12 protein-coding genes are annotated in these 14322 nt (G+C 37.4%); 9 read left to right on the forward strand and 3 right to left on the reverse strand.

The window, feature by feature from the left end:
- The 4 genes from ftnA to AACU95_RS16620 all read left to right on the forward strand — a co-directional run.
- Nucleotides 1–499, forward strand: a 499-nt coding sequence (gene ftnA, locus AACU95_RS16605; RefSeq protein WP_161737121.1) for a non-heme ferritin, incomplete at its 5' end; no start/stop codon positions are given.
- A gap of 532 nt (nt 500–1031) precedes the next feature.
- Entirely contained in the window at nt 1032–1424 is a 393-nt protein-coding gene (gene copC / locus AACU95_RS16610) for a copper homeostasis periplasmic binding protein CopC (protein ID WP_004242563.1), read from the forward strand.
- Entirely contained in the window at nt 1424–2323 is a 900-nt protein-coding gene (gene copD, locus AACU95_RS16615) for a copper homeostasis membrane protein CopD (RefSeq protein ID WP_004242564.1), read from the forward strand. The genes copC and copD overlap by 1 nt, the downstream gene beginning before the upstream one ends.
- A gap of 47 nt (nt 2324–2370) precedes the next feature.
- Nucleotides 2371–2712, forward strand: coding sequence for a YebY family protein (locus tag AACU95_RS16620; protein WP_004242565.1), 342 nt, complete (start codon nt 2371–2373; stop codon nt 2710–2712).
- 300 nt (nt 2713–3012) lie between these two features.
- On the opposite strand, the gene AACU95_RS16625 is transcribed toward AACU95_RS16620, so the two are convergent.
- The 3 genes from AACU95_RS16625 to AACU95_RS16635 form a co-directional block, all read right to left on the reverse strand.
- Nucleotides 3013–3255, reverse strand: coding sequence for a DUF1480 family protein (locus tag AACU95_RS16625; RefSeq protein WP_004242567.1), 243 nt, complete (start codon nt 3253–3255; stop codon nt 3013–3015).
- 212 nt (nt 3256–3467) lie between these two features.
- Entirely contained in the window at nt 3468–5786 is a 2319-nt protein-coding gene (locus AACU95_RS16630; protein ID WP_004242568.1) for a PqiB family protein, read from the reverse strand.
- Entirely contained in the window at nt 5728–6984 is a 1257-nt protein-coding gene (locus AACU95_RS16635; RefSeq protein ID WP_060555370.1) for a membrane integrity lipid transport subunit YebS, read from the reverse strand. The genes AACU95_RS16630 and AACU95_RS16635 overlap by 59 nt, the downstream gene beginning before the upstream one ends.
- Before the next feature lie 277 nt (nt 6985–7261).
- Here AACU95_RS16635 and AACU95_RS16640 point away from each other — a divergent pair, with 277 nt between their 5' ends.
- The 5 genes from AACU95_RS16640 to htpX all read left to right on the forward strand — a co-directional run bounded on the left by AACU95_RS16640 (nt 7262) and on the right by htpX (nt 14142).
- Nucleotides 7262–7759, forward strand: a complete 498-nt coding sequence (locus AACU95_RS16640) for a GAF domain-containing protein (RefSeq protein ID WP_004242571.1) — start codon at nt 7262–7264, stop codon at nt 7757–7759.
- A 95-nt stretch (nt 7760–7854) separates the two neighbouring features.
- Complete coding sequence (gene proQ / locus AACU95_RS16645) at nt 7855–8547, forward strand: RNA chaperone ProQ (RefSeq protein ID WP_004242572.1); 693 nt, start codon at nt 7855–7857, stop codon at nt 8545–8547.
- 19 nt (nt 8548–8566) lie between these two features.
- Nucleotides 8567–10627, forward strand: a complete 2061-nt coding sequence (gene prc, locus AACU95_RS16650) for a carboxy terminal-processing peptidase (protein ID WP_004242574.1) — start codon at nt 8567–8569, stop codon at nt 10625–10627.
- 904 nt (nt 10628–11531) lie between these two features.
- A complete protein-coding gene (locus AACU95_RS16655) occupies nt 11532–12884 on the forward strand; it encodes an OprD family outer membrane porin (RefSeq protein ID WP_004242576.1) in 1353 nt (450 codons plus the stop codon).
- A gap of 379 nt (nt 12885–13263) precedes the next feature.
- Nucleotides 13264–14142: a protease HtpX gene (htpX, locus tag AACU95_RS16660; protein ID WP_004242578.1), complete on the forward strand. Its 879-nt coding sequence runs from the start codon at nt 13264–13266 to the stop codon at nt 14140–14142.
- Nucleotides 14143–14322: the final 180 nt, after the last annotated feature.

Raw genomic sequence — 14322 nt, forward strand, 5'->3', positions numbered from 1 at the left:
ACATCAAGATATGATCAATAAACTCAATGAACAGCTGAATCTTGAGTTTTATTCAGCTAACCTTTACCTGCAGATGAGCGCTTGGTGCGATGATAAAGGATTTGATGGTGCTGCCAAATTTTTAAAAGCACATTCCCGTGAAGAAATGGAGCATATGCAACGCTTATTTGATTATTTAAGTGATACAGGTGCTATGCCTTTGTTAGGGACTATTGAAGCACCACCCGCTGAATTTTTATCTTTATCTGATTTATTTACTAAAACTTATGAGCACGAGAAGTTTATTACAGCTGAAATTAATAAACTTGCTCACCTAGCAATGACAACACAAGATTACTCAACATTTAACTTCTTACAATGGTATGTTGCTGAACAACATGAAGAAGAGAAGTTATTTAAATCTATTCTGGATAAACTTGCTATGGTCGGTGATGGTGGTAAGGCATTGTTCTTGTTAGATAAAGACTTAAGTGCTCTTTCTACATCCGCACATATTTAAATAATAAGAATAACTATACTGCTGTTTTAACCTGGTTGGCTAAGTGCATATAAGCATTGCTCAGATTAACATAACAAGCTCTACTGTAATCGCACAGTAGAGCTTTTTTTATCGACCCAGTTAGTGCAATATTGCATATCCATATAACTATTTTATATAGACGTAATCGATTTTTTATTTTTCTACTCCTTTAATTTAATCATTTCTTAAGCTTTGCTGATTATTATTTTGTCTATTTTCTGTTCTTTCTATTCTCTAGTTTGAGTCGTCGATTTATAGCCTATTTTAGTTTGGCTTTTAGATTATTTGGTTATGTATTGAACTGTGTAGTGTGTCAATTAAAGTATTATATTTTTGTTAAGTGTAAAAAGGGTGATATTTGAAACAAAAATGGCGCTAAATAAGTTATATTTTGAGTGCTAGTTCACAACCTTTTATTTCAACGATAAAGAAGCGCAGATATTAAAGTCAATTTGCTATAAAATCTTCTTTATCATAAATAGAAAAATCACCTGTAATTTAAGAGGTTATTATGTCATTAAACACACTTAAGACATCATGGGGCAAATTATCCGCCATCGCTGTTTTATTTTTAGGCATGTCATGCCAACAAGCCTTAGCACACGCACATCTAAAATCACAATTACCTGCAGAGGGTGCGGCTATTGAACAAGCGCAAGCACCAAAAGTGATTACACTCGATTTCTCTGAAGGGATTGAGTTGGCCTTTAGTAAAGTAAAAGTCACTGATAAAGAGGGTAAAGAAATTACTGTCGGTAAATTAAGTCTTGATCCCGTTAACAATACAAAATTGTTATTGCCATTAGAAGGTGAATTAGCAGAAGGGAACTACTCTGTAGATTGGAGTGTTGTTTCTGTCGATGGGCACAAAACAAAAGGTTCTTATCAATTTAGTGTAAAATAATGACTCCTGAAGACGTTTATATTTTATGCCGAATTTTTCATTTTGTGGCAGTCATGTTCATGTTCGGACTGAGCTGTTCGGCTGCCATTCTCGCTAAAGAAAAGTTTGTTCCTCTTATTCAAGTACGCTTACGCCCAGCATTGGCGATTAGCACTATCACTGTATTTGTTTCCACTTATTTATGGATGATAGTGCAATCAGGCATTATGGGAGATGGCTGGCAAGATGCTTGGTCGCTAACGATATGGCAAGCTGTATTGGGAACCTCTTTTGGCCAAATTTGGCAATGGCAATTAGTTTTATCCTCTCTCGCATTAATCGCTCTCTTTATTCATCAACGTAGCATTAGAAATATTAGTCTGTTACTTATCTCAACATTGATGCTTGTGCTGCATGCTTTTATTGGCCATAGTGCCATGTTTACAGGTAGTGAAGCCGTAATTTATAAACTAAATCAGAGTATCCATCTTATTAGTGGAGCGTATTGGTTTGGTGGTTTATGGCCTTTTGTTGTGTGCTTACAGTTTTTGCGTAATAAAGATGAATTAGCTGATGGCATGATCAAGCCTATTATTGCCACCATGAAACGCTTTTCATTATTCGGTCACTTCGCTGTTTTATTGGTTATAGCTAGTGGGATTGTGAGTGCCATTATGTTACTCCCCGGTTGGCCTGCAACGACACAACTTTCCTCAGAGTACCAAAGTATGTTATGGCTAAAAATAGCCTTTGTTGCCTTGATGTTAGGATTGGCATTAGTGAATAGGTATGTATTAGTGCCTCATATCCGTAAGAAGAATAACTTTCAATGGTTGCTTATTAATAGTTGGTTTGAGTTATTACTTGGTACTATGGTTATTTTGACAGTGGCCATTTTTGCGATTAACTCACCTGTATAGATTGATATATACTTGTATTAATCTATTTTTTTAAGTGGAAGATAACCATGAAACGTTTTTTATTTGCGGGCATATTGATGCTTTTTTCTTTTCAAACTTTCAGTGCACCAATATCAACAGTCAGTAAGCTTCAGTTTGGTGATGCTTGGCCATTCACCCGTGAAGAAGTCATGCTAAATTGTCGTGCTGATGGTGCTTGGTTTGTGATTAATCCCGCAACTTTAGCTCAATATCCACTTAATAATATTGCCATGGAACAAATGAAAAGTGGCAAAGTTAATGCTCAACTGATTGATAGTATTCTACTTCCTGATCCCAATACACCTGATAAGAAAAAATCACTGGAAGCTATAGAAAGTGCATTTTTGTCTCTTTGTGAAAAAAACTAATCATTTGATTGAGTTGCAATAAAAAAAACACATTTGTTATTTGTTTGATTTAAAAGATAAAAAATGAGTTATTTGATTTTTTATAAAGAATATGAAGTGTGGTAGGGGTGTTTACTGGATCTTTACATATTGTTAGCTATTATTTAACAATAAGGTTGTGAAATAGATGTGGCATAAGCAGTTTTTTACACGCTATTTTCTCATTCAGTATCACTTTTTAGCGCACGGCTCGCAATGAGCCTTTTCCCTAAGCCAGGTAAATGATTTACCTGGCTTTTTTTACGATGCTTTAACATGCGATTAGGCTACTTTTAAAATCCAATGGTGGTTTTCTTTGTCATAGGCATGACGATAAAGCAGAATATTTTTATCTTTCAGTTGCGCAGGAATGCTGGTGTTTTCATCCCATCCATCTAATTGCATACAAAACTCTTTATCATAATCACATGGAATATGAACATAAGTGAGTTGATTATCGGAAGAGTGTTTCAAAGTAACATCTTCAATTTCATAACAAGCAATTTTTAAGGTTGTTTTATTCATGCTATAGCTCCAAGGTTATGCGATGTTGTGTTGTGCTTTCATAGTTTAAGCTTAAAAGTGAACAGCATGGTGAGCACTTTTTAATCGGACAGTTTTAAGCATAGTATAAATGGAAGTCATTTCCAAAGTATTTTTTAGCAATAAAAAAAACGGATCAAATTTTGTGATCCGTTTTAAATAAATGTGTTAAATAAAGTTGATGATATTACCGTTTATGGCTTAGGTATCGCAGTACCCCATTCATTCCACTCTTTTGGCTCTTTAGCATTGAGAATGAAATTCTGCTCTTGTTTTGCTTTAGCCTGGAGTGGGGTTGATGGCGGTGTAGCAAATGTAATGCCACCACGTATAAACTGCTTAAATGTACCGCTGCGGAATACTCCACCAGTTAAACCAAATGAGAAGTTATAACCTGATGAAAGCCAAAACTCTGTGTTATTACGTACCAGATATTGATATTTCTGACTAATTCTAATGTGGATCAATACCCTGTCAGACATATTACCTAATTCTAGTCCGGTTACCGCACCTACTTCTAAACCACGATAATAGATAGGTGTGCCAATTTGCACAGATCCTGCTTCAGTCGCATTCAATACAAGGTTAAGGCCGTCTAGATACCGAGAGTCGGTAATATTTGCCGTTTGTAATTCAAATATGCGGTATACGCCACCATTGCCTGGCTCTGCCTTGATATAAGGCTGAATAAGAGAATCTAAATTATCGAGCCCTGAAGCGGTTAACTCAGGGGTGACTACCGCAAATCGGCTTCCTGAGCGTGCAAAAGTTTTCACATATTCAGGGTAGAGTACCGCTGATACACTCACCGCTTTTTTATCCGCAGAAAGGGTTAGCGTTTCCACCTGACCGATATCAATACCTAGATAACGAATAGGCATTCCTTCAGAAAGTTTACTGGCATCGTAGGTTTTTAAAGTAATTTGAGCACCAATGGCTCTAGCACTCGTTTCGCTAGGATAAAGTTTATATCTTGAAACATTGTTATTAATATTTTCAAAGTTATCAAAGCTTATCGCGCCTTTTAAGGCACGGTTTAGCGGCGTTGCTTCTACCGTTAATCCCGCACCATTTAATGAAACCTTCGCAGCACCTTCAGTCCAGAACACACTCTTTTCAGTAAGCAGGTGACGATATTGTTTAGAAATATGGACATCAATATCAAATTCATCCATTAAAGGCCGTACATCGACGATTTCTCCAACTTGGAATTGGTGGTAAAGCACCACGGAACCTTTTTGAATACCCGGTAGACTAGCTGCTTTAAGTGTCAAAGTGACAGGTAACTCATTGCCCTCAATACTTGCTTTAGCATAAAAATCATTGCGATAAAGGCGATATTGTTCTTTAGGGGCGCCTTGGCTACCCGGAATAAGGTGGATACCGCCTTCAAGCCACTCTTGAGGTGTGGCTCCTTGGATCTCAATACCATTTAAGCCCATATTGACGTTAATTCGGCTATTAGCGACAAATTTGCTGTTTTCGTAAATATAGTGTTTATATTCAGGTGCAATGATGGCATCGAAAATAACCCCATCATCACTGATGTTGCGCTGAATAATTTGTCCTATCGTAATGCCTCTAAATAGAATAGGTTGCCCGGCATCTACACCCCAGCTCTCTTCACTGGTTAATGAGATAATTAATCCATCTTCACCATATAAGGCTTTGCCTGCATCCACGGAAGTGGCAGACTGTAGCACAAATTGTTGATTTTCTTGGGCTGGGGGACTATTTTCCGGAGAATCAAAGGCAATAGCACCATTAATTAAAGCAGAAACACTTTCCATTTTAATAGAAGCACCACTCTTTAGATTAAAGTTGCCCTGAAAGCCGGATACATTCCAAAAATGACTATCTTGGCGGATCAGATGAGCATATTGTTTATCAATACTCAGCTCGATAAAAATACCTTGATTATCTGGACGTATGGCATAGCTGTAAACTTTACCGACCGGAACTTTGCGATAATAAACTTGAGAGTCGACATTAAGAGAGCCTAAATTATCCGCCGTTAAGGTGATAATTTGTTGGTTTTTATCAATGTTGGCTTTAGGACGAACCTCTTGAGCAACAAATTGAAACTGCTTTTCCCCATCTCCAGGAAGCATACTGATATAGTTGCCTCCCACTAAGGCATCTAATCCCGAAACACCAGAAAGACTGGCCTTTGGGGTAACAAGCCAAAATTGCGTATTTTTACGTAATGCATTAGCAAGGTTTTTTCGAATATCAGCGGTAACAATGACTCGGCGTAAATCATTACTGAGCGTCACGTCCTGTACAATACCTACATCAACACCTTGGTAACGGATAGGTGTTCTCCCTGAAACAATACCAGAGGCTGATTGAAAATCGATGGTGATTTGTACGCCTTTTTCTTGCCAGTGTTGGAAAAGCAACCAACTCGCAATAAAAATAGCGATAACAGGGAGTAACCAAAAAGTCGAAATTTTACGTTTGCGACGTATTTCGGCTTGGGTTGCCTGTGTGTTGTTTTCTTCTTGTTGCATAAGTATCCCATAATAAACGACTATCAAACCATTCAACGGCAAGGATAGTGAGAATGACAGCTGTACCAAAATAAAAAGCTGCAGGTCCCATAGTGAATGTCATTAACTGATCTCGATTAATTAATGACATCATCAGCGCAATCACAAACAGGTCGAGCATTGACCATCGGCCGATCCAAGAGACAAATCGATAAAGTTTCATGCGCAATAGAGGGTGAATACGTGAGTTAAAATGAATGCTCAATAGTAACCCCAGCATAATGATTATCTTAAAGAAAGGCACAAAGATACTGGCAATAAACACAATAATTGCAATAGGTGTATTACCTGAATTAATTAAAGAGAGAACACCAGAAAAAATAGTGTCTTCATTACGCTGGCCATTTAAATAAAAGATTGAGATAGGTAATAAATTTGCCGGTAATAGCAAGAGCATCGCTGTGATGAGTGCTGCCCAAGTTTTTTGCAAACTCATTGGTTGACGAGCACTATAGCAAGATTTACATCTTGGGCAATGGCTCGAAGGTGGCTTTTTAAAATGGTAATGACATGCATGACAGGTTGCTGGACTCGTTTTTATCTCTTTTTGTGGATAAAACTGTTGCCATAGTTGATCCATATTAATGTTAATAAGCATTAATAGACTTAAAACCATTAAAGCTGAAAAAGCAACTAAGCCATGACCAATATAGATTGTGGCATAATCGCCTAGTTTTATGGTGGCAACACCAAGGCCAATTAAATAAACATCCAGCATTACCCATTCTTTTAGCTTACCTAACATTAATAGCACGGGACGTAAATTTAGATGTAAACGAGCCCCTAAATGGAGATATAAAATGGTAATGGGTAGACTAAGAGGAGCGGCAACGGCACAAAAGGCAACCATTGTTGCCGTTAATGGAGAGCCTTGTTGTGACATTAAGCGAATACCGTCAAGAACATTGGCTGATATCATGGTCCCTAATAAATGGATCTTGATAAGAGGTTGAGTAAAAGCGATAGACGCGAATATCAGCATGGTGATAGAAAGAATTAATAGTCGGGTTAATGACCAATCACGATAGGTCGCTAACTTGGCTTGACATTGTGGGCAATAGGCGTCTTCGCCGCGCTTGAGGTCTATAGGAAGTGATACGAGGTGGTCACACTCCTGACAATGTATTGATTTGCTTTCTTTGGTGACTAAATCGCTCATTTATCCGCCTATTTGGTCTTTCTTCTCGCTTATCCTAGCTTAAGCCCAAAAAAAACCTCTATACTCAGTGGGTCACAAATTACCATTTTTATTATATTTACGCTTTTCATTTTACAATAATAAGTATCTGATTTTTTTTGTGCGCTTTTAGTGTGTATTATCGTTTTTTTGTAGACTTATTGAAAAGTCTGTATTCAACCTCAAGATAAAATAAGCTAAATTACAAGATATGTTATCTATTTTAGTTATGCTTTCGTTATGCAAATAGGATCTTCTGATGCCACAATTAAATTTTTATCAGGAACTCACTGATAATTTGTCAGCCTTGTTGTCTGGTGAAAATGACTTTATCGCATCACTTGCTAATACCAGTGCATTGATTTACGAGAAGTTAGACAAGATAAATTGGGTCGGATTTTATCTTAATGATGGTAACTCATTAGTTCTTGGTCCTTTCCAAGGTAAAGTGGCTTGTGTCAGGATTGGTTTTGGAAAAGGAGTCTGCGGAACGGCATTCTCAGAAAACAAAATTCTAAGAGTTAATGATGTGCACCAATTTAGTGGACACATTGCATGTGATAGTGCAAGTCAGTCTGAAATTGTTCTACCTTTAGAGGTAAATGGACAAATTATCGGCGTTCTCGATATCGATAGCCCTATTTTTGGTCGTTTTGATAAAAAAGATGAAAATGGGCTTAAAGCGTTGTGTGACGTGCTCTGCGAGCATTTAAAAACGTGTCATACCGCAAAATATTGTGAATTTTGTGTAAGATAACAGGCGTTTGCCGTAGAAATTGTTGGCAACACTATTATAATGTCGCTTGTTCATGCCTGCGCTGGTTGGCAAAACCGTTGTAATCAGGAAATTTCATGGAAAATCAACCTAAGTTGAACAGTAGTAAAGAAATCATCGCTTTTTTAGCGGAACGTTTCCCTAAGTGTTTTATCGCTGAGGGTGAAGCACGCCCTTTGAAAGTCGGTATTTTTCAAGATCTCGTTGAGCATCTAAAAGATGAAACTCAGCTGAGTAAGACACAGTTACGTTCTGCCTTACGCTTGTATACCTCAAGTTGGCGCTACCTTTATGGTGTAAAAGAAGGGGCTAAACGTGTCGACTTGAATGGTAACGACTGCGGAGAGCTGGAAGCAGAGCATATTGCACATGCTCGTACACAATTAGCCGAAGCGAAAGCGCGCGTTCAAGCTCAACGAGCTGAGCAACGTGCTAAAAAGCGCGAAGCTGAAGGTGATAAGGAGACCAGTAAACGTCCGGCAGCGAAAAAGCCAAATCCTCGTCGTCAAGCACCTAAAGATGGTGAAAAACGACAGCCTCGCCCTCAAAAGCAAGCTAATCAAGCGCCTCGCAAAGCGCCACGCCAAAATACTGAAAAGTTAACCCCAGTCAAAGACATCTCAGTGCTTACTGTAGGTCAATCGCTGAAAGTTAACGTTGGAAGTAGCGTGATGGATGCGACAGTGCTAGAAATAGCGAAAGAGGGTGTACGTGTACAATTGCCTAACGGTTTGGCAATGAATGTACGCACGGAACATTTAAAGTTCTGATACGGAGGCCAACCAGAGCATGAACAAACTTTTAAATGTGGCTTTTGCTATCGGATTAGCGTTAACAGGCACTTCTGCTGTCATGGCTGATAAACCAGCCACGCCAGCCATGGTGACTATTAATCAATTACCGACATTAAAGCAAGAGCCACAACATTCCACAGTGAGTGAACGTGTCACCGCTCGTTTTGAACGTTCCCACTATCGTCAATTCTCGTTAGACGCGAGTTTTTCCGAAAAGATTTTTAATCGTTATCTTAATTTATTGGATTATAGCCATAACGTATTATTAGCGTCAGATATTGCCCAGTTTGATAAAGATAAAACTAAAGTGGGTGAATATTTAAAAACAGGTGAATTAGGTCCTTTATATGATCTGTTTAACCTTGCGCAAAAAAGACGTTTTGAGCGCTTTCAATATGCTTTAAATCGATTAAATCAACCTATCGATCTCACTGGACAAGATAAATTTCAGTTAGATAGAACCAAAGCGCCATGGCCGAAAACGCAAGCTGAATTAGATAAGCTTTGGGATGAAAAAGTAAAATACGACTGGCTAACACTTAAACTCTCTGACAAAACAGACAGTGAAATCAAAGAAACACTGACAAAACGTTATAAAGCTGCATTACGTCGCCAAACACAAAGCCAAAGTGAAGACGTATTCCAAATTATCATGACGGCTTTTGCGCGTGAAATTGATCCCCATACCAGTTATTTATCACCAAGAAATACGGAAGCCTTTGATTCAGAGATGAGCCTTTCATTAGAAGGGATTGGTGCCGTATTACAAATGGATGATGATTATCCAATGATTAATTCCATGGTAACGGGCGGACCGGCTGCTAAAAGTAAAGCGCTAAAAGTAGGTGATAAAATTATCGCTGTCGGTCAACATAATAAACCCATGGTTGATGTGGTTGGTTGGCGCTTAGATGACGTTGTCGCGTTAATCAAAGGCCCTAAAGGTAGCCAAGTTAAACTAGAAGTTATCTCTGATGAAAAAGGGGCGAAGCCAAGAACTATCACTTTAACAAGAGAACAGATCCGCCTAGAAGATAGAGCGGTCAAGTTAACCGAAAAAGTGATTAATGGTGATAAAATCGCTATTTTAGATATTCCTAGTTTCTATGTCGGTTTAACTAATGATGTGAAAACCCAACTACAAAAAGTGGCTAAAGACAATGTATCTGCTTTAGTTATTGATTTACGTGGTAATGGGGGCGGTGCGTTAACGGAAGCTATTGCATTATCAGGTTTATTTATTCCAAGTGGTCCCGTCGTTCAAGTCCGTGATAATAATGGTCGAGTACGCCAGGATTATGATCGTGATGATGTTGTCTATTATAAAGGGCCACTAGTGGTTATCGTTAACCGCTTTAGTGCTTCTGCTTCTGAAATTTTTGCTGCTGCAATGCAAGATTATGGTCGCGCATTAATTGTCGGTGAGCAAACCTTTGGTAAAGGAACGGTGCAACAATATCGTTCATTGACACGAGTTTATGATCAGATGTTAAGTCCTGATTGGCCTAGTTTAGGTTCAGTTCAGTACACTATCCAAAAATTCTATCGTATTAATGGCGGAAGTACCCAATTAAAAGGGGTGACACCAGACTTGTTATTACCAAGCTTTGATAATTCAGAAATGGGGGAAAGCAATGAAGATAATGCTTTACCTTGGGACAGTATTCCACCGGCTAATTATAAGCTGTCTGAGTATTCAGAGAAAATAAAACAAGCACTACCTACATTGACGGATCAACATGCTAAACGTATCGCGAATGATAGAGAGTTTTCATATATCTTTGACGACATCAAGCGCTACAATGAAGCTAAAGCCAAAGGTGAAGATAAGTTTATTATTCTTAATTTTGCAGAGCGCGAAAAAGAGAATAAAGAGCTAGAAGCCATAAAATTACAGCGTATTAACCAACGTCTTAAGTTAGAGGGTAAGCCACCACTAAAATCACTTGATGATTTGCCGAAGGATTATGAAGGCCCTGATCCTTACTTAGATGAAACGGCTAATATTGCGGATGATCTTGCAAAGGTATTAAAACCTAAGAAGTTATTAAATTAAGTTTTTCTACTTAAGAAAGTGATTCAAATTTACCCCCAATAGTTGATTAATCAATTATTGGGGGTTTTTATTTCCCTATATTTGTCTAAAAAAGTATCTGGTATCTAATGCTTTATAATAACCTTAGTTATATCTTTAGTGAGAAAATCGTCTCATACTATTATTTCGCTATTTTTCTCAGTAGTTATATTTGGTTACCAGTAACATAAGGATTCATTAAGATATTTAACTGCTTTTATATAAAAATATTCTTAATATCATGTAATCTAAGTTTTTATTTGAAATCTATTTGATACTAGCTTTGAAAAATATAAATAAATGGAATGCAAGGAGGTTTAGATAAAAAATCTTTTATAAGGTAAATAAAAACTAGATTTTTATCTATTAAATAAGATAAAAAAATAAATGCCTTATTAAATGTGATTAAATTCACATTTAATGGTTTACTTATTGCAATAAATGTAACATGTTGTGACAATGATCGCTCTAGTTGACATAAAATTACGATAGCATACAGATCATAAAATTTTGTATCATTCTGACATACTAAGGTAATAGTAACAGATTAAAAATCTCACCCAAATGCTAAGTGCAAAATCTCTTCTCATCGGCGCAGTTATATAAACGCTAGATGCGCTAATTTTAGAATAGATTTTCTCATTAAGGATTAATGACTAGAAGGTAAGTTATTTATAATTTGCTTAAGCATTTTATTGCTCAAAAAAGTAAATAACAATGTGGTGAGATGACTACCTAGCATTATTGATGCTAAAAAAATAGCGATTTGGCTTAAGTTTATACAATTTAAGCGAGCGTTACTTTTAGCTAAATATAAAAATAGTACTTTGTTTAACTTATTGAATATAAATAAATTTAAATAGTTATTAACCAGGTTGAATTTAAAATGAAACTAAAAAGAATGGTGTTGTTTATGTTTTCCCCTTGTTTTTTAGCTGTGAGCGCTGCTAATGCTGGGAATTGGGAAAATACAATTAAAGAAAGCTCATTTATTTCTGATTCTGAACTTGAGCTGACTACCATTAATATGTGGAAATACCTAAAAACAGAAAACCGTTTTGATAAACAAGAGCAACGTTATAGAAAACAAGTTGCTAATGCTTGGGGTCAAAACTTCCAAGCTGATTTCAGATCTGGCTATTTAGGTGGCATTCTTGGATTCGATGTTTCTTATTATGGCGGTATTAAATTAGGAGCAAGTAAAGACTTCGCTTCTCGTGCCATATTATATAATGATGATGGTGAAGCAAAAGGCTATAACAAAATTGGTCAACGTTTTGCAAAAGTGAGATTCGATTTAGATCCTGTTTTAATTAATGGTAAAGCGGGTTGGTTTACCTTGAAGAATACAGGTATTTTTACTAACTCACAGCGCTTATCATTAAACAGTTATAACGGTTATTACACTAATACGGCGATGGGTGATTGGAGTTTAGATTTGCTGTATCTCGACGGAAAAGTTATGCGTCGTGATAGCCCAAATATCGATAGAATGTATTTCAGTGATGGTAATGGTGTTAGACATAATATTGACCATGTTATTACTGGGGGAGTTAACTATAATTCCAAACCATTAAAAGTCTATTATTTCTATGGTCAGGCGGATGATGTATTCCGTCAACACGGTTTAGAAACAAAATATAAGTTAACATCAGACGTTACTCTAGGTGGTGTTGTTTATTACCACGATTATGGCAGTGAAGGAAAACGCACATTAACCAATGCCAATGCAGGTAAACGTAACTTTGATAAGGATGCATGGCACTTTGCTGGTACTATGGAATGGCGTATTCCTGAATCAGCGTGGACCATTCGTACGGGTGTGACTTATACCGATGCGAAAAAAGCCAATGGTGTTGGTCAATTTGCGCGTAACCCAATTGGGAATACTCGTGGACGCTTTAACTCACCAGCTTATGCAGATATTGACTATGTGCGTGATGGTGAAGTGATGGGTGCATTAGAAGCTGCATACAAAGTTAACAATGAGTTGTCTGTTGGTGCACGAACTAACTATAGTGAATTTAGTTACTCCGGCGAAAGATTAAAACAAGGGCAGTTTGGCTTATTTAGCTACTGGAAGCCAACGGCTAATCTTTCTATTTCGTTAAGTGGCGGTATTGGTTGGCACCATCAACAAGAAAATGATTACACCACACCAAAACTGTATGATGGTCACTCACGACGTGCTCACTCATTATCAGGCTCTATGACAACGACATATCGTTTTAAAATGTAATTGTTTATAGGGTAAGGGATAACAGAATTCATCCCTGTATAGGTGCATGGCTTGCCTGATGGTAAGCCATGTACAAAAATAGATAAAGCTGGCATCCAAGCCTTTAATCTAACAAAACGCCTTCAATTAATTTATTTTGTTAAAATTTCATCACTAGGCATTTATTTTTGGGCCTATCTTGCCTAGACTGTTATTCCTCCTCTATGTGAAAATAATCCTCCATAATTTAGCTACTAATTACATTTTCTTTTATTAAAATGTAAAGTTATATCGTTTTTAGTAGCAAACAAGTTAAAAGACTTGATAAAATAAAAAAAAGCCTTATTTATAAGATAGTTTTTGCAATGTGGTAATTAGATAAAATAGGAACAGTATCAATATGATGAGGATTGCCTTATTCCTGTTAACAAACTTAGCTGTCATGTTTGTGTTCGGGATCATCTTATCTTTAACAGGTATTCAAGGCCGCAGTGTTCAGGGTTTAATGATCATGGCTGGCCTATTTGGTTTTGGTGGTGCATTTGTTTCTTTACTTATGTCAAAATGGATGGCATTACGATCCGTTGGTGGTCAAGTGATTGAAAATCCAACCTCTGAAGTAGAACGTTGGTTACTTGATACTGTAAGACGTCAGTCTGAGCAAGTGGGGATTAAAATGCCTCAAGTTGCAATCTACGATGCACCAGATATTAATGCGTTTGCAACAGGAGCTCGTCGTGATGCTTCGCTGGTGGCGGTGAGTACCGGATTATTAGCCAGTATGAGCCGTGACGAAGCGGAAGCTGTTATTGCACACGAAATTAGCCATGTTGCCAACGGTGATATGGTAACGATGACCTTGTTACAAGGTGTTGTGAATACTTTCGTGATCTTTATCTCCCGTATCATTGCTCAATTTGTGGCGAATTTTATTTCGAGCGATGAAGAGAGTGAAAACAGTAACGGAAACCCATGGGTATACATGGGCGTTTCTATGGTGCTTGAAATTGTCTTTGGCATTTTGGCAAGTATCATTACGATGTGGTTCTCTCGCTACCGTGAATTCCATGCGGATGCAGGCTCTGCAAAACTGGTTGGCCGTGAGAAGATGATAGCGGCATTACAACGCTTAAAAACCAGCTATGAGCCACAAGAAGAGAGCAGTATGATGGCTTTCTGTATTAATGGCCGTAATAAGTCATTTAGTGAATTATTTTTATCACACCCGCCATTAGATAAGCGTATTGAAGCACTACGTAGTGGCGAATATCTCAAGTAAAAGAAACTATTAGCGATAAATAATTTTTAATTATCAGTTTACAAATGCCAGAGACAGAAATGTTTCTGGCATTTTTGTTGGTGATCCATTAGCTTTAATTAATTCCTACAATCGCTTTTCGTTTTATTTAACAGACCGTTCTGGTTCAGCCAAATATCCTCATCTCTTAATATTTTTATA

It is taken from the genome of Proteus sp. G4415, assembly GCF_963896075.1.
In the GTDB taxonomy this organism is placed as follows: domain Bacteria; phylum Pseudomonadota; class Gammaproteobacteria; order Enterobacterales; family Enterobacteriaceae; genus Proteus; species Proteus mirabilis.